The organism is Actinomadura sp. K4S16 (assembly GCF_008327685.1).
Lineage (GTDB): Bacteria > Actinomycetota > Actinomycetes > Streptosporangiales > Streptosporangiaceae > Spirillospora.
Genome location: NZ_BDDE01000013.1, coordinates 140,372 through 156,870, shown reverse-complemented (window position 1 = coordinate 156,870; position 16,499 = coordinate 140,372). Strand labels below are relative to the sequence as shown.

Genomic DNA, 16,499 nt, shown 5'->3' with positions numbered 1-16,499 from the left:
GCCTGGCGGCTGTGTTAATGCAGTCCCGGCCCACGTAGCTCGCCTGGCGGCTCGCTACGTGACCGGGCCTGGGCGAACGCGGCATCGCTTCGCGATCTGCCCGGTTCCGCTCGCCTCCGGCTTCGCTCCACCGGGCAGGTCACGCGTTCGCGCGCGACCCTAGCCAGGCGGGCCCGGCCTTCAGCGGGTGCGGCTCTCCGCCGGGTGCGGCCCTTACGGGCTGCGGGCCGCTCCGGCGGGCGTTCGGCTCGGTCCGGTCAGTGGGGGGCCTTGATGGGGGGCTTGCGGGTCCAGCCGCTGAAGGAGCCGCGCTGCATCTCGTTGCGGCCCTTCTCGGGGCCGGCGCGCACCCAGAACTTCACGGGGCGGAAGTCGGCGTCGAGCTTGACGGCGAACGCGATCTGCTGCGCGCCCGTCGCCTGCGCCATCTGCGCGTACAGGGGGCCGACGCCCGGGGCCTCCGTCAGCTTCGCGGCAGGGGCCTCGCCCTCATAGATCGCTCCAGACTTGGAGAGCCTGGTCGCCGACCGCATCAGCGCCGTCAGGCTCGCGACCGAGCCGCCCATGCGCACCTGGTCGGCGACGGCCGGGTAGCCGCGCCCGCCGAGCGGCGACGCCCGCCACTTCTTGCCCGCCCGGACGTACAGCCGGTCCTGGACGATGACGGCCCGCACCGGCTTGCGGGACGCGCCCGCCCCAGCCAGCGTGAGGGTGTAGGACGGGTTCCCGCCCTGGACCACCATCGTCCCCTTGCCGGTGGCCGCGAAGCCGCAGCAGCCGGTCTGCCGGTAGCTGAACGCGGCGCCGGGCGTCTTGGCGACGGCCTGGTCGATGCGGGCGACGAGCGGCGCGGGGTCGACGCCGCCGACCGGCAGCGTCGGCTGCGGGCTGCTGCTCTGCGCGGGCGTCGGCTCGGGCGGCTCCTTGTCACCGCTCAGCGACGTGCCGCCCTTGAACAGGACCGCCGCGCCCGCCCCGGCGGCGGCGACCACCACGGCGACGGCGGCGACCACCCAGCGCGTCCGGGACCGGCCGCCCCCCTGCGCGCCCGCGACGACCGGGGTGCGGCCGCTGCTGCGGGACGGCTTCGGCTTCGGCGGCTCGGGCTGTTGCGCGGCCTGCGCGGCGAGCTCGGTGAGGCGGCCGCGGCCCTGCGCCTCCCAGGACGGCCCGTAAGCGGAGACGGCCGCGTCCTCCAGCGCGCCGAGGAAGTCGGCGGCCGACTTCGGGCGCTCCTCCGGCTCCTTGGCCAGGCCCTGGTGGATCAGGTCGCGCAGCGGCCCCGGCACCTCCTCGGCCGGGATCGGCGCCTCGCGGTGCTGGCGCGCCATGTTGCGGCCCGCGTACGGGGGCCGTCCGGTGAGGCACTCGTAGAAGATCGCGGTGGCGGCGTACAGGTCGGTGGCGACCGTTGCCGGTTCGCCGTCCCACAGTTCGGGCGCCGCGTACTGCGGGGCCTGCTGCGCCTCGGTGCCCGCGGGCGCCGTCGCGAAGTCGGTGAGCCGGGCGTTGCCCTCGCCGTCGACCAGGATGTTCGCCGGGCGCATCGCGCCGTGGACGAGGTCGTGCTCGTGCGCGACGGCGAGGCCGAGGAGCATCCCGCCCAGCATCGACAGCGCCGCGAGGGGGCCGCTCGGGCCCTGCGCGGCGATCATGCGCCGCAGGCTCACCCCCTCGACGTACTGCATCACGAGCGCGGCGCCGTCGGCGGTCTCCACGAAGTCGTAGAGGTCGACCACGTTCGGGTCTTCCAGCTGGGACAGGCCCCGTGCCGCCACGCGGAAGCGCGCGAGAAACGCCTCGTCGGCGCCGAGCGCCGTGTCGAGGTATTTGATCGCGACCCGCGTGCCGGTCATGTCGTCGACCGCCAGCACCACCCGGCCCGAGGCTCCGCCGCCCAGTTCGCGTTCGTGGGTGAAGCCCGGGACCGTCCAGCCGTTGACCACGGTAGAAGCCATCCCTCCGATGTCGTCACTTGGTGGAATATCGGCCCATACGCCGCCGGGTCAAGGCAAGTCGCCGAACTGCAACTGAGAGACTGCAACCGTGACTGACTTCGATCGCTCCCGGCAGTTGTTCGACCGTTCCGCCGCCGTTGTCCCCGGCGGCGTCAACTCTCCGGTCCGCGCCTTCGGCGCCGTTGGCGGAACGCCCCGTTTCATGGCGTCCGGGCGTGGTCCGTACCTTACCGACGTCGACGGCAATACCTATGTCGATCTGGTGTGTTCGTGGGGTCCGATGATCCTCGGGCACGCGCACCCGGCCGTCGTGGAGGCGGTGCGGGACGCGGCCGGGCGCGGGACGTCCTACGGCGCGCCCACGCAGGGCGAGGTGGAGCTCGCCGAGGAGATCGTCTCCCGCACCCCGGCCGAGAAGGTCCGGCTGGTCAACTCGGGGACCGAGGCGACGATGTCGGCGATCCGGCTGGCCCGCGGGTTCACCGGCCGCACCAAGATCATGAAGTTCGCGGGCTGCTACCACGGGCACGTGGACTCGCTGCTCGCCGCGGCGGGCTCCGGCGTCGCCACGTTCGGGCTCCCCGACACGCCGGGCGTGACCGGCGCGACCACCGCCGACACGCTGATCCTGCCCTACAACGACGTCGCGGCCGTGGAGACGGCCTTCCACGACCACGGCAACGACATCGCCTGCGTGATCACCGAGGCCGTGCCGTGCAACATGGGCGTGGTCCCGCCGCTGGCCGGGTTCAACGCGCTGCTGAAGCGGCTGTGCGAGCGGTACGGCGCGCTGCTGGTGCTCGACGAGGTGCTCACCGGGTTCCGGGCGTCGCGGTCCGGGTGGTTCGGGGTCGAGGGCGTCCCCGGCGACCTGATGACGTTCGGCAAGGTGATGGGCGGCGGGCTGCCCGCCGCCGCGTTCGGCGGGCGCGCCGACGTCATGGACCACCTCGCCCCGGCCGGGCCCGTCTACCAGGCCGGCACCCTGTCGGGGAACCCGCTCGCCACCGCCGCCGGGCTCGCCACGCTGCGGCACGCCACGGACGAGGTGTACGCCGCGATCGACCGCTCGGCGCGGATCGTGTCGACGGCCGCGTCCGAGGCGCTGGAGCGCGAGGGCGTCCCGCACACGCTGCAGAACGCGAGCAACCTCTTCTCGATCTTCTTCACGGACGGGGCGGTGGGCGACTTCGCCGCCGCGCAGCGGCAGGACTCCAAGGCCTACGCCGCCTTCTTCCACGCCGCGCTGGAGCGCGGCGTGTACCTGCCCCCGTCCGCGTACGAGGTGTGGTTCCTGTCGGCCGCGCACGACGACGAGGCGCTGGAACGCGTCCTGGAGGCCCTCCCGCACGCCGCCCGCGCCGCGGCCCGAGCGGCGGCTTCCTAGAACGGCGGCTTCCTAGAACGGCAGGGCGCGGAGCGCTCTCAGGGCGGCGACGACCGATTCGGGACGCGGTGCGTGCAGGGGTGCGCGCACCGCGGGGTCGTCGATCAGCCCCTCGTCGGCGAGGCAGGCCTTCAGGACGGCCGGGGACGGCTCGCTGAACAGCGCCTCCGCCATCGGGAGCAGGGCGTTGTGGAACGTCAGCGCCCGCGCCGCGTTCCCCTCCCGCGTGGCCCGCGCCATGGCGGCGTAGGCGGCCGGCGCGAGGCACGCGCAGGCGGCGACGCCGCCCGCCGCGCCGAGTTGGAGCATGGGATAGATGTAGGCGTCGTCCCCGGACAGGATCGCCTTGCCCGGGTTGGCCGCCAGCACGGCCAGAGTGTCCTGGTCGATCGCGCCCGCGCAGTGCTTCATGCCGACGACGCAGTCGAGCGCGAGGATCTCCAGAAGCGCGCCGGCGGACAGCGGCTTCGCCGTCCGGTACGGCACGTTGTAGGGGATCAGCGGGACGTCCACGGCAGCGCCGACGGCGGCGAAGTGGTCGATGACCCCCTCCTCCGACGGCCGCAGGTAGTACGGGACGACGACGAGCAGCGCGTCGGCGAGCGGGGCGCGTTCGCGGGCCTGCCGGATCGAGTCCTCGGTGCCCATCGTCCCGGCGCCCACCGTCAGGGGCGTCCCGTGCTCGATCGAGACGGCGCGGCACACCTCCAGCACCGTCCGCTGCTCGGCGGCGCTCAGCAGCGCGGCCTCGCCGGTGGTGCCCAGCGCCACCAGGCCGGCGGCGCCGTTCTCCAGGCAGTGGCGGGCGAGGCGTTCGAGGGACTTGGCGTCCACCTCGCCGGAGCGGGTGAACGGCGTGACGAGCGACGCGTGGATTCCGTGCATGGGTCTCACCTCGTTCGGGCCGGCCGGGCGGCCGGAGCGGGGGATGCGGACGGCGCGGCCGCTTCGACCGGCGCGGCCGCTTCGACCGGCGCGGCCGCTTCGACCGGCGCGGCCGCTTCGACCGGCGCGGGCGGTTCGGCCGACACGGCGGGCGCGGGCGGGACGGGCAGGCCGCGGCCGCGGAGCCGGATGCTGCCGGCCGCGACCCCCGCGATGATCAGTGCGGCGCCGGCGAGCCGCGTCCCGTCCACGTGCTCGTCCAGCAGCAGGGCCGCCGAGACGAGCCCGAACGGCGGGACGAGCAGCGAGTACATGGCGACGGTGCCGACCTCGTACCGGCGGATCAGCCACGCCCATCCGCCGAAGCAGAACAGCGTGGCGACATAGGCGATGAACGCGATCGAGGCCACCCCGGCGAGCGAGAGGTTCCGCGCCGCCTCCGGCACAGCCCCCGGCCCCTCGAAGACCAGCGACAGGGCGAGCAGGGGGAGGGGCGGCACCAGCGACATCCACACCATGAACGCGAACGCGTCGACCGGCTCCTCGGTGGACTGGTTCATCCCCCGCATCGCGACGTTCGCCAGCCCCCAGGCGGCCGCGCCGGCGAGGCAGACCAGGAACGCCCCCACCGGGCTCCCGCCCTCGCCCTGCGCGACGCCGAGCAGCGTGACGCCGCTGAACGCGACGACCATCCCGGCGACCTGCCGGCCGCCGACGCGCTCGCCCAGCAGCAGGCCCGCGAACAGCGCGGTGAAGATCGCCTGCACCTGGAGCACGACCGATGCCTGGCCGGCGGGCATGCCCATGCTCATGCCGAGGAACAGCAGGCCGAACTGCCCCACGCCGAGCGGGACGCCGACCAGGACGAACCAGCGGGCGGCGACCGGCGGGCGGCGGACGAGGAAGACCGCGGGCACCGCCGCGGCCGTGAACCGCAGCGCGGCCATCAGCAGCGGCGGAAAGTCCTCCAGCGCGACTTTGATGGGCACGAAGTTGAAACCCCAGAGGGCGGCGATCAAAGTGGCCAGCAGGACGTGGCGCGATTTCATGCCTCGATCGTGAGGAAACACTCGCTTTAGGACAAGCGAGAACTTCTTGACACCTCGTTTTAGTATTGCTTCATGCTTGATCTGGAACGGCTGCGCGCTCTGCACTCGGTCGCGACCTACGGGTCGGTCAGCGCCGCCGCGGACGTCCTCCACGTCACCACGTCCGCGGTGTCCCAGCAGCTCGCCAAGCTGGAGCGCGAGACAGGCCAGAAGCTCCTCGAACGCAACGGCCGCGGCGTCCGCCTCACCGACGCCGCCGAACTCCTCGTAGCGCACGCCGAGCGGATCCTGTCGCTCGTCGAGCAGGCGCAGGCCGACCTGGAGGCGCACCGCGGCTCCGTCGTCGGCCAGCTCACCGTCGCCGCGTTCCCCACCGCGATCCGCGGGCTGATGCCCGCCGCCCTGAGCGCCCTGCGCGCCGACCACCCCGAGCTGCGCGTCCTGCTCCGCGAGGAGGACCCCATGCGCAGCATGCCGCTCGTCCTGCGCGGCGACTTCGACATGGCGGTCGTCCAGGACTGGAACAACGAGCCGCTCCCGCTGCCCGAGGGCCTGCACAAGGGCGTCATCTGCGAGGACGTCGCCGACGTGGCGCTGCCCGCGGACCACGACCTCGCCGGCCGCGACACGGTCGACCTCAAGGAGCTCGCCGGGGACACCTGGATCAGCTCCTCGCCCGACAGCATCTGCTGCGACTGGCTGCTGCGCACGCTGCGCGCCATCGACAGCGAACCCAAGATCGACCACATGGCCTACGAGTTCGCCACCCAGCTCTCCCTGGTCGCCGCCGGGCTCGGCAACGTCATCCTGCCCCGCCTCGGCCGCTGCGACGTCCCGCCCGGCGTCGCGATCGTCCCGCTGTCGGCCCCGCTGTCGCGCCGCGTCTACGCCGTCTGGCGCGAGGAGGCCGCCCGCCGTCCCGCGATCCGCGCCGCCGTCACCGCCCTGCGCACGGCCGTCGCGGCCGACGCCCCCACCGACGTCCCCGCCCCGGCCTGACCTGCCTGGCACCCGCCCCGGGTCGTCGCGCGCGAACTTGTTCGGTAGGTTCTCGCGATCATGGAAGGCGAGTGGCGGGACGGCGCGGAGCAGGCCGGTGAGCGGTGGGCCGGTGAGTGGCGGGTCGGCGGGTACACCGAGGTGCGCGAGCTGGGCGCGGGCGCCCAGGGGCGGGTCGTGCTCGCCCGGGACGACGCGTCCGGCACCCCGGTGGCGATCAAGTACCTGGCGGTGCGGGCGGACGAGGCCGACCGGGAGCGGCTCCGCCATGAGGCGCTCATGCTCGGCCGCGCGAACAGCCCGCACGTGGCGCGGCTCTTCCGGCTCGTCGAGGGGCCGGGCACCGCCGCGATCGTGATGGAGGCCGTCGACGGCGTCTCCCTCAAGGAGGTGCTGGCGCGGTACGGCGCGCTCGGCCCGGAGGCGGCGCTGGCCGTCCTCAAGGGCTCGCTGCTGGGGCTGGCGGCCGCACACGCGGTCGGCGTCGTCCACCGCGACTACAAGCCCGCCAACGTCGTCGTCCCGGCGGACGGGCGGAGCCGCCTCGTCGACTTCGGCATCGCCACCCCCGCCGGGGAGGAGGCGGGCGGCGCCGGGACCCCGTACTACATGGCGCCGGAGCAGTGGAGCAGGCACGTCGCCACGCCCAGGACCGACGTGTACGCCGCGACCTGCGTTTTCGTGGAGTGCGTGACCGGGCGGCGGCCCTACACGGGTGCCCGTGCCGAGCTGATGCGGGCCCACCTGACCGGAGAGATCCCCGTCGACGCCGTGCCCGAGGCGCTGCGGCCGCTCGTCCTGAAGGGCATGGCCAAGGCGCCGGAGGAGCGTCCGGCCGGGGCCGCCGCGTTCGTGGACGACCTGGAGCGCACCGCCCAGGCCGCCTACGGCCGGGACTGGGAGGCCCGGGGCGTGCACGCCCTGTCCGCGGGCGCCGTCGCGCTCGCCGCGCTGTTCCCGCTCGCCGCTTGGCTGATGCCGGGCGCGGCGTCCGCCGCCGGCGCCGCCGCCGCGGGGACGGGCGCTGCCGCCGGAGCCTCTGGAGTGTCCGGTGCCGGGACGGCGTCGGTCGCCGGGAAGGTCGCCGCGGGCTCGGCCGTCAAGGCGTTCCTCGGCAGCGGCGCGGGCCTCACCGCCGCCGCGGTCGGTACGGTCGTGGTCGTCGGGGCGGGCGCCGTCGCCGTCCAGCAGGTGACGAAGCAGGACCCCGCCCCGCGCCCCTCGGCGACCGCCAGGGTCGCGGCCACCGTCGCGGACGTGAGGCCCTGCGTCACGCGGGCGCCGGGTGCGGTGATCACACCGTCCGACGGGCCCGCGAAGGTGACGCTCCCCGCGCAGGTCAAGATGCCGAAGAACGCCGCCGTCTACCGCTCCGGGCAGGGGCTGCTGATCGGCCCGGCGGGCGCGGAGTGCGAGGCGTCGGTCGGCGCGAACGCGGGCGCCGCCTCGGTCGGGGACTTCGGGACGGCCCTGGTCGAGCAGAACTGGCAGGGCTCGGTCGGCGGCATCCGCATCCAGATGTGCACGTACTTCCCGGACTCCGCCCAGGCGCAGCGCGAACGCGCGCAGGGCAACGAATGCTCGTCCATCCTGTCGACGCGACAGGCCCTGGCGACGGGCGTGCCCGGCTACCAGGCGGTGCTCACCCGCGGCCCCGGCACCGACAACCTCCCGCCGTCGCCCGCCGTGAAGGCCGAGCTGGCCGTCCTGACACCGCGCGGCGTCGCCTGGCCGATCACCTGCACGGCCCCGGCCGCCCAGTCCGCCATCTGCGACGCCGCGCTCCTCTACTGGTTCACCCAGCGGCTGGAGGACGCCAAGGTCCCGAAGGCCGACCTCGACCGCGCCGCCAAGGCCATCTCCGACTTCGTCGCCTCCACCCGCATCTGACCCGCCCGACCGCCCCGTCTCACCCGCCGGGACAGGGGGGCGGGGCGGGCGGTGAACGCGGGTGATTCGAGCGCGGGTAATCTGGCGAGGCCATGACTGAGACCACGATCGTTCACCTCCTGCGGCACGGCGAGGTGCACAACCCCGAGGGAATCCTCTACGGGCGCCTGCCCGGCTACCGCCTGAGCGAGGACGGCGTCCTCATGGCGAAGGCCGCCGCCCGGTGGCTCGGCGACCGGGACGTCACCGCGCTGTTCTCCTCGCCGATGCAGCGGGCGCTGGAGACGGCCGCGCCGCTGGCCGACGCGTTCGGCCTGCCCGTCACGGTGGACGACCGCCTGATCGAGGCCGGCAACCACTTCGAGGGGCTCACCTTCGGGATCGGGACCGGCTCGCTGCGCCGCCCCGAGCACTGGCGCCACCTCGTCAACCCGTTCCGGCCGTCCTGGGGCGAGCCGTACAAGATGCTCGCCGCCCGGATGCGCGCCGCCGTCATCAGGGCCCGGGAGGCGGCGCGCGGCCACGAGGCCGTCTGCGTCAGCCACCAGCTGCCGATCTGGATCCTGCGGCTGCACGCCGAGCGCCGCAAGCTCTGGCACCACCCGGCGCGGCGGGAGTGCTCGCTCGCCAGCCTCACCAGCCTGACCTTCGAGGGCAGCCGGCTGGTGGAGGTCGCCTACCGCGAGCCCGCCGCCGGGATCGCGAAGGGCCCCAGTGTCGCGGGTGCCTGACCGCACCGCTAAGTTGTGTACTACATCTTGTAGTACTCAATATCCCGTGCCGCGCGTCTTCGCGGGACGTCCCGAACCGGGCGTCTCGCGCTGAACGACTGCACCGAACGCCTTGTACCGAAGCCCTGTAGGACCGAGGAGGGGCACGTGAACCCCCGCCGCATCTCGCCTTCCCGCGCCCCCTTCCGCGCGGGGGCCGCCGTCGCGCTCTGCGCGCTGCTCGCCGGCTGCGCCGGCACCGGCGCCGCCGACGGAGGGCCGGACGGCGGCGACAACCGCTTCATCTCCGGCGACGGCAACGTGACCGAGTACAAGGCGGCCGACCGCAAGGGCCTCCCCGCCGTCGGCGGCGAGCAGCTCGACGGCAAGGCCTTCAAGCTCGCCGACCTCAAGGGCAAGGTCGTCGTCGTCAACTTCTGGGCGTCCTGGTGCGCGCCCTGCCGCGGCGAGGCACCGTCCCTCCAGCAGGTCTACGACGAGAAGAAGGCGCAGGGCGTGGAGTTCCTCGGCGTCAACTTCAAGGACGCCAAGCCCAACGCGCAGGCGTTCGAGCGCAAGTTCAAGGTCACCTACCCCAGCCTCTTCGACGCCGACGGCCGCGTGACGCTGGCGTTCCGGGACGTCCCGCCGAGCGCGATCCCGAGCACGCTCGTGCTGGACCGGCAGGGCCGCGTCGCCGCCCGCATCATCGGCGCGACGACCTACACCAAGCTGAACCCCCTGGTCGGCAAGGTCCTCGCGGAGAAGTGAGCTCCCTGGACGAGACGGTCGTGAGCGGGTCGTTGGTGGCGGCGGCGCCGCTGGCGGCCCTCGCCGGGCTCGTCTCGTTCGCCTCGCCATGCGTCCTGCCACTGGTCCCGGGCTACCTGTCGTACGTGACGGGGATGAGCGGCGTCGACCTCGCCGAGCAGCGGCGCGGGCGGCTCCTCGCCGGGGTCCTGCTGTTCGTCGCGGGCTTCAGCGCGGTCTTCGTCAGCTACGGGGCGGTCTTCGGCGGGCTCGGCCGGTGGCTGCTGGAGTACCAGGACACGATCACCCGCGTCCTCGGCATCATCACGATCGTGTTCGGGCTCGCGTTCATGGGCTTCGTCCCCGGCCTGCAGCGGACGGTGAAGTCGGGGCGCCTCCCGGCTGCCGGGCTCGCCGGGGCGCCGCTCCTCGGCGTCCTGTTCGGATTGGGCTGGACGCCGTGCATCGGCCCGACGCTCGGCGCGGTGCAGGGCCTCGCGATCACCGAGGCCAGCGCCTGGCGCGGCGCGCTGCTGTCGCTGGCGTACTGCGCGGGCCTGGGCCTGCCGTTCGTGGCCACCGCGATCGCCTACCGTAGGGCACTCGGCGCGTTCGGCGCCGTGAAGCGCCACTACCCCCTGGTCATGCGGATCGGCGGGGGGATGCTCGTCCTCATCGGGGTGCTGCTCGTGAGCGGCCTGTGGGGTGACCTGACCATCGAGCTGAGGTCGTGGATCAGCGGCTTCGAACCGGTGATTTGAGATGACTGACACGGACCACGTCGACACCGACACCGACCACGCCGGCACGGACCAGGCCGAGGACAGGGCCGAGGAGACCGGCACCGAGGCGCCCGCCGCGCGGCAGGCGCCGGAGGAGGTGCCGCGCCCCTCCGGCATCGGGCCGCTCGGATGGCTGCGGTGGGGCTGGCGGCAGCTCACCACCATGCGGACCGCCCTGATCCTGCTGTTCCTGGTGGCGCTCGGCGCGGTGCCCGGCTCGATCCTGCCGCAGCGCGGCCAGGCGCCCGAGAAGGTCGCCGCCTACCTGGACAAGCACGAGACGCTCGGGCCCTGGCTCGACAAGTTCTCGATGTTCGACGTGTTCGCGGCGCCCTGGTTCGCGGCCATCTACATCCTGCTGTTCGTCTCGCTCGCCGGCTGCGTGATCCCGCGCGCCGTCAAGCACTACAGGTCGATGCGGGCGCGCCCGCCCGCGGCGCCCCGCAACCTCGCGAAGCTGCCGCAGTCGGCGACGTACGAGACCGACGCCTCCCCCGAGGAGGTGCTCGCCGAGGCGCGCACGGCGCTGCGCGAGCGCCGCTTCCGGGTGGACGTCTCCGGCGGCGCCGCGTCCGCCGAGAAGGGCTACCTGGGCGAGACGGGCAACCTGCTCTTCCACCTCGCGCTGCTGGCGCTGCTGTTCGCGCTCGGACTCGGCAACCTGTTCGGCTACCGGGGCAACGTCCTGCTGACCGAGGGCAAGACGTTCGCGAACTCGCTCGGCCTCTACGACCAGTTCCAGCCGGGACGCGCGTTCACCGGCGGCGAGCTTGCCCCGTTCACGCTCACGCTGGACGACTTCAAGGCCGAGTACGAGACCAAGGGCGACAAGCGGGGCCAGGCCACCGCGTTCAACGCGAAGATCCACTACCGGTCGAGCCCGGACGCCCGGAACAAGCCCTACGACCTGCAGATCAACCATCCGCTCAAGGTCGGCGGCGCGAAGGTGTACCTGCTCGGCCACGGGTACGCGCCGGTGTTCACCGTCCGGGACGCCAAGGGCAACGTCGCCTTCCAGGACTCGGTCCCGTTCCTGGAGATGGAGCCGCGGAACCTCACCTCCGAGGGCGTCATCAAGGTCCCCGACGCCGAGCCCGACCAGCTCGCCTTCTACGCCATCCTGTGGCCGACCGCCGTGGCGAGCGAGGACGGCAAGCAGATCGTCTCGGCGTTCCCCGCGCCGATCCGGCCGGTCGTCACCATCACCGCGTTCAAGGGCGACCTCGGCCTGGACTCCGGCAGCCCCCAGTCGGTCTACAAGCTGGAGGGCCTCGGCAAGACGCTCCAGCCGATCAAGGGCGGCCAGAAGCTGCTGGAGCCGGGGGAGACCTTCAAGCTCCCCGGCGACGCGGGCACGGTCACCTTCGACGGGCTCAAGGAGTGGACGAGCCTGTCGGTCAACCGCGACCCCGGCCGCATCCCCGCGCTGATCGCCGCGGTCCTCGCGGTGCTCGGCGTGGCGACCTCGTTCATGGTCCGCCGCCGCAGGGTGTGGGTCCGTGCGAGCGCCGGAGAGGGCGGGCGTACGGTTGTGGAGGTCGGCGGTCTCACGCTGGGGAACCCGACCTCGGAGTTCGACGACATCGTGACCGCGCTGCGCGGTCCGCAGGACGGGCCCGCATCCGAGCCCGGCGAGACCGACCCCGCCGCCGACGGCCCCTCGGGTGCGGCGACCGAACCGAAGGAGTGACGAGGTGAGCCACGCCGACCTCGCGAACCTGAGCGACAAGCTCATGCTGACCACCGTGGTGATGTACATCATCGCGCTGGTCGCCTACGCCGCCGACATGGGCTTCGGCCGCCGCCGCGCGGTGGCCGCCGGCCCGGCGGAGAACTCGGCGGAGAGCACGGCGAAGGCCGAGGCGAAGGTGCTGGTGGGCACCGCCGGAGCCGAGACCGCGGGCGGAGCCGGGTCCGGCGAGGCCGCGGCGGACGGCGCCGCCCCCGGCACGGACGCCGACGACGGGGCCGAGCGCCCCCAGGTCGACTGGATCCGGCTCGCCGTCCTGCTGAACGTGCTCGGCTGGGGCGCGCACCTCGGCGTCCTCGTGACCCGCGGGCTCGCCGCCAACCGGTGGCCGTGGGGGAACATGTACGAGTTCCTCACCGCCATCGCGTTCGCGGCGGTCACCGCGTTCATGGTCGTCATGTTCCGCTACCGGGCGCGCTTCCTCGGCGCGTTCGTCATGGCCGCCGCGGTCATCGCGCTCGGCGTCGCCAACATCTGGCTGTACGACTCGGTGGGCCCGGTCAGCCCGGCGCTGAACTCCTACTGGATCGCCATCCACGTGACCGCGGCGATCATCGCGACCGGCGCGTTCACCGTCGCGGGCGCCGCGACCGTCCTTTACCTGGTGAAGGAGCGGGCGGAGTCGCGCGGCGGGGTGGCGGACGGCGGCGTGCTGTCGCGCCTGCCGTCGGTGGAGTCCCTCGACCGGCTCTCGATGCGGGTCACGATGTTCGCCTTCCCGATCTGGACGGCCGCGATCATCATGGGCGCCATCTGGGCCGACCAGGCGTGGGGCCGCTACTGGGGTTGGGACCCCAAGGAGATCTGGTCCTTCGTCACCTGGGTCATCTACGCGGCCTACCTGCACGCCCGCGCCACCGCCGGCTGGAAGGGCCGCAAGGCGGCGATCCTGTCGCTGGTCGCGTTCGCCGCGCTCCTCTTCAACTTCTTCGGCGTGAACTACATGTTCTCCGGCCTGCACTCCTACGCCTGACGGCGGCGGTCCGCCACGGTCCCGTGACTCCCTGGGATGACGGGGAGTCGGCTTCCGGCTTACCCTTCCTTCGGGAGCCCGGTCCGGCGGCGGACGCCGCCCGATACCCCCGCGGGTCCCGCTGACAGAGGAGCCCGATGCGCTTCAAAGGCGTGCACCGCAAGCCCCGGGAGACGTTCCGCGGCGGACGGTTCCGCGCGGACGCGGCCGGCGACCCGCCCGGCGACGAGGTCGCCTACGCGCCGTCCCCGCCCGACTCGGGGCAGGTGCGGCCGCGCAGCAACCAGCCGCGCGACCGCTTCGGCCGGTTCCGCAAGGCGGGCCGCGACGACGACTACGCGCTCGGGCCGGAGCGCCCGGAGGCCGGGCCCGTCGACACGGCGGGCGGCCTGCGCGGGATGACCGGCCGGCTCGGGCGGCGCGGGCACGGCAGGCCGCGGTCGGGCGACTACTCCTGGAGCGACTTCGAGCTGGAGGACGAGCGGCCGCGCGTGGAGCCCCACCCGCCGGGCATGCCGCACGCCGCCGACGGGCGCCGCGACTGCGGCGTGCTCGAGGCCGTCCTGCACCGGCAGTGGGACCTGCGGGACGGGCCGCCGCCCCCCGAGGTGATCGGCGCGGTCGACAGCCTGGCGTCGCTGCCCGAGCCGCTGAAGGAGAAGCTGGCGAACGGCCTCGACGGCATCTACGTCGGCCCCGGCGGCGTCCCCCAGCTCGACGACATGGGCCACCTGCGCGACCGGCCGCTGCCGTCGGGCCGCGCCACCTGGGACATCTGCGCCGGCGCCTACGGCGACCGCAAGATCGTCGTAGGGGACCGGCCGTCCCCGACGCCGGACGTGATGCTGCACGAGGTCGGGCACGCGCTCGACGACATCGACGGCGACGACGGCGAGTGGACGTCCGACAGCCCCGCCTTCCGGCAGCTGTACGAGGAGTGCCTGCCGTACCTGGCGAGCGCGTTCCACAAGCAGCCGAACGCGCTCGGCCGCCGCGAGTTCTTCGCCGACGCGTTCGCCGCGATCTCCTCCCGGCAGCGGCCCGCACTGGTCGATATGCTCGCCGGCAACATCCGCACGGCCCTAGAGGTCATGCTCTTCTTCAACCGCAAGTACGGGATCTAGGACACGAGATGGTCAGGCCGCCCGACGACAGACGGCGAAGGTGATCGACGATGTACGTGATCCGGCTTCCCGACGGCACGCTCCGGGTCCCCCACAGCGTCCTCGCCGACGGCGAGGACGGGCCCGAGGCGCGCGAGGGGCGGATCATCGCCGACGCCTACATCGAGATCGGCCCGGACGACCCCGACTACGACCGGCTCCTGGAGGAGTCGCTCACCGAGGAGGAGCTGGCGGAACGGCGGCGCCGCTGGCGGGACGAGGACGCTGACCTGCTCCGCAGGTTCGAGGAGTGGAAGGCGGGCGGCCCGGAGAGTGAGCGCTGAGGAGTGAGCGGGGGCGGGGCGGGGGGCGCCCAGGCCGCCCGGCGAGGACTGCCTTCGGCCAAGGACTGCTTCGGCGGGCGGTCCGGGCGGTTCAGGACCGCGGGTCCGGGCGGTGGGCCCGCGTCAGTGGGCCGAATGCTCGGCGACGGGCTCCTCGCCGCGCAGCAGCGCGTGCACCTCCGACTCGCGGAAGCGCCGGTGGCCCCCCGGAGTGCGGATGCTGCTGATCCGGCCCGCGGCGGCCCACCGGGTGACCGTCTTCGGGTCGACCCGGAAGAGGGCGGCGACCTCTCCTGGGGTCAGCAGGCGCTCGCTCGTGCTTTCCACGTTTTCTCTCCCCCTTTGTCCCGCTCTCGGCGCGGGTGGACTGTTTAACAGTGTGGCGGGTCAAGACCGATTTCTCCCTTGTTTTCGGAAAAGATCACCGACCGTAGTCCGGTGAACTGGAGCGATCACGCACGGTGATTCCGGCATGGGTCACAGTGATCACCCTGACCCCCGCTGACCTGCCATGTCACGCCGTCAGCGCCCCCGCGACCGGCCGGGAGAAGTAGTCTCCCGGGCATGTCCGATCTCGTTACGACGCCGGAGATCGAGCGGGCCGCCGAGCGCATCGCGGGGGTCGCCCTCCGGACGCCGCTCGTCCCGTTCCGCCGCGACCCGGCCCCGTCCGCGTCCGGCGCGCCCGCGCTGCTGGTGAAGGCCGAGTCGCTCCAGCCGATCGGCGCCTTCAAGCTGCGCGGCGCGTACTCCGCGATCTCCTCCCTCGACCCGGAGGAGCGCTCGCGCGGCGTCGTCACGCACTCCAGCGGCAACCACGCGCAGGCCGTCGCCTACGCCGCCCGCGCCCTCGGCACCAAGGCCGTCCTCGTCATGCCGCACACCGCTCCGGCCGTGAAGGTCGAGGCGTGCATCGCGCTCGGCGCCGAGGTCGTCCACGTCGAGCCGACCGCCCAGGCGCGCGCCGAGACCGCGGACAAACTCGCCGCCGCGCACGGCTTCGCGCTGATCCCGCCCTACGACGACGCCCGGGTCATCGCCGGGCAGGGCACCGTCGGGCTGGAGATCGTCCAGGACCGCCCTGACGTGGACGTCGTGCTCGTCCCGATCGGCGGCGGCGGCCTGGTCGCCGGGGTGTCCGCCGCGGTCAAGGCGCTGCGCCCGGAGGCGAAGATCGTCGGTGTCGAGCCGGCCCTCGCCGCCGACGCCCGCGACTCGATGGCGGCGGGACGCCCCGTCGAGTGGGCGGCGGAGGAGACCGGCCGCACCCTCGCCGACGCGCTGCGCGTCCAGCGGGTCGGCGACCTGCCCTACGCGCACATGCGCGCGCACGTCGACGCCGTCGTCACGGTCACCGAGGACGAGATCCGGCAGACGATGCGCCGCCTCGTCCGCGAGGCCCGCCTCGTCGCCGAGCCCGGCGGCGCCGTCGCCACCGCCGCCTTCCTCTACCACCTCGCGGAGCTTCCCGAGGGCCGTACCTACGTCTCGATCCTCTCCGGGGGCAACGTGGACCCGGCCCTCCTCCTGGACGTGCTGAGCTGACCGCGGCGCCGGTACGGGCACGCGAAGCCGCCGACCCGCGACCCCGGGGAGAGATCGCTCGGGACCGGGGATAACCTCGAAGGGCCATGCGTTCCGTCATCTTCTACACCCTCGCCAGGGCCGCGATCTTCGCGGTCACCGCGGGCGTGCTCGCGCTCTTCGGGGCCCGCGGGTTCCTCCTCCTGCTGCTGGCCCTGCTGATCAGCGGGGTCGTCAGCTACGTCCTGCTGTCCGCGCAGCGCGACCGGATGTCCGCCGCGGTCGCCGGCGGCGTGCGCTCGCAGCGCGAGAGGTTCGAGCGGTCGGTCGCCAAGGAGGACGCGCCGCGCCCGCGCGCGGACTGACCTGCGCGGACCGGCCCGTGCCCGACCGGC

General features: G+C 73.6%; 16 protein-coding genes. 12 read left to right on the top strand and 4 right to left on the bottom strand.

The window, feature by feature from the left end:
- Positions 1 to 257 precede the first annotated feature (257 nt).
- The gene (locus K4S16_RS15855; protein WP_149259720.1) at positions 258 to 1,958 is read right to left on the bottom strand and encodes a serine/threonine-protein kinase; all 1,701 of its coding nucleotides are present in this window, start codon (positions 1,956 to 1,958) and stop codon (positions 258 to 260) included.
- Positions 1,959 to 2,046: 88 nt separating this feature from the next.
- On the opposite strand from K4S16_RS15855, the gene hemL reads away from it, so the two are divergent.
- On the top strand, positions 2,047 to 3,345 hold the full coding sequence (gene hemL / locus K4S16_RS15850; RefSeq protein ID WP_149259719.1) for a glutamate-1-semialdehyde 2,1-aminomutase: 1,299 nt from the start codon (positions 2,047 to 2,049) through the stop codon (positions 3,343 to 3,345).
- 12 nt (positions 3,346 to 3,357) lie between these two features.
- On the opposite strand, the gene K4S16_RS15845 is transcribed toward hemL, so the two are convergent.
- Both K4S16_RS15845 and K4S16_RS15840 read right to left on the bottom strand, forming a co-directional pair.
- On the bottom strand, positions 3,358 to 4,230 hold the full coding sequence (locus K4S16_RS15845) for a dihydrodipicolinate synthase family protein (RefSeq protein ID WP_149259718.1): 873 nt from the start codon (positions 4,228 to 4,230) through the stop codon (positions 3,358 to 3,360).
- Positions 4,231 to 4,235: 5 nt separating this feature from the next.
- The gene (locus K4S16_RS15840) at positions 4,236 to 5,279 is read right to left on the bottom strand and encodes an EamA family transporter (protein WP_149259717.1); all 1,044 of its coding nucleotides are present in this window, start codon (positions 5,277 to 5,279) and stop codon (positions 4,236 to 4,238) included.
- A 72-nt stretch (positions 5,280 to 5,351) separates the two neighbouring features.
- Here K4S16_RS15840 and K4S16_RS15835 point away from each other — a divergent pair, with 72 nt between their 5' ends.
- From K4S16_RS15835 to K4S16_RS15795, 9 genes are all read left to right on the top strand, one after another.
- Complete coding sequence (locus K4S16_RS15835) at positions 5,352 to 6,278, top strand: LysR family transcriptional regulator (RefSeq protein WP_149259716.1); 927 nt, start codon at positions 5,352 to 5,354, stop codon at positions 6,276 to 6,278.
- 60 nt (positions 6,279 to 6,338) lie between these two features.
- Entirely contained in the window at positions 6,339 to 8,168 is a 1,830-nt protein-coding gene (locus K4S16_RS45070; protein WP_200841907.1) for a serine/threonine-protein kinase, read from the top strand.
- A 92-nt stretch (positions 8,169 to 8,260) separates the two neighbouring features.
- Positions 8,261 to 8,899, top strand: a complete 639-nt coding sequence (locus K4S16_RS15825) for a histidine phosphatase family protein (RefSeq protein WP_149259715.1) — start codon at positions 8,261 to 8,263, stop codon at positions 8,897 to 8,899.
- A gap of 147 nt (positions 8,900 to 9,046) precedes the next feature.
- On the top strand, positions 9,047 to 9,649 hold the full coding sequence (locus K4S16_RS15820; RefSeq protein ID WP_235036835.1) for a TlpA disulfide reductase family protein: 603 nt from the start codon (positions 9,047 to 9,049) through the stop codon (positions 9,647 to 9,649).
- A gap of 20 nt (positions 9,650 to 9,669) precedes the next feature.
- On the top strand, positions 9,670 to 10,389 hold the full coding sequence (locus K4S16_RS15815) for a cytochrome c biogenesis CcdA family protein (protein ID WP_235036834.1): 720 nt from the start codon (positions 9,670 to 9,672) through the stop codon (positions 10,387 to 10,389).
- Between the two features lies 1 nt (position 10,390).
- A complete protein-coding gene (locus K4S16_RS15810) occupies positions 10,391 to 12,100 on the top strand; it encodes a cytochrome c biogenesis protein ResB (RefSeq protein WP_149259713.1) in 1,710 nt (569 codons plus the stop codon).
- 4 nt (positions 12,101 to 12,104) lie between these two features.
- Positions 12,105 to 13,133 (top strand): c-type cytochrome biogenesis protein CcsB, encoded by a 1,029-nt coding sequence (gene ccsB / locus K4S16_RS15805; protein WP_149259712.1) that lies wholly within the window; start codon positions 12,105 to 12,107, stop codon positions 13,131 to 13,133.
- Positions 13,134 to 13,270: 137 nt separating this feature from the next.
- Positions 13,271 to 14,257, top strand: a complete 987-nt coding sequence (locus tag K4S16_RS15800) for a hypothetical protein (protein WP_149259711.1) — start codon at positions 13,271 to 13,273, stop codon at positions 14,255 to 14,257.
- A gap of 50 nt (positions 14,258 to 14,307) precedes the next feature.
- On the top strand, positions 14,308 to 14,580 hold the full coding sequence (locus K4S16_RS15795) for a hypothetical protein (RefSeq protein WP_149259710.1): 273 nt from the start codon (positions 14,308 to 14,310) through the stop codon (positions 14,578 to 14,580).
- Positions 14,581 to 14,703: 123 nt separating this feature from the next.
- Here K4S16_RS15795 and K4S16_RS15790 read toward each other — a convergent pair whose 3' ends face one another.
- Positions 14,704 to 14,907 carry a BldC family transcriptional regulator gene (locus tag K4S16_RS15790; protein WP_141580358.1) on the bottom strand — a complete coding sequence of 68 codons (204 nt, stop codon included), beginning with the start codon at positions 14,905 to 14,907 and terminating at the stop codon, positions 14,704 to 14,706.
- A 237-nt stretch (positions 14,908 to 15,144) separates the two neighbouring features.
- Between K4S16_RS15790 and K4S16_RS15785 the strand changes: the two genes are divergently transcribed.
- Positions 15,145 to 16,125 (top strand): threonine/serine dehydratase, encoded by a 981-nt coding sequence (locus K4S16_RS15785; RefSeq protein ID WP_149259709.1) that lies wholly within the window; start codon positions 15,145 to 15,147, stop codon positions 16,123 to 16,125.
- An 86-nt stretch (positions 16,126 to 16,211) separates the two neighbouring features.
- A complete protein-coding gene (locus tag K4S16_RS15780) occupies positions 16,212 to 16,469 on the top strand; it encodes a DUF4229 domain-containing protein (protein WP_149259708.1) in 258 nt (85 codons plus the stop codon).
- Positions 16,470 to 16,499 lie beyond the last annotated feature (30 nt).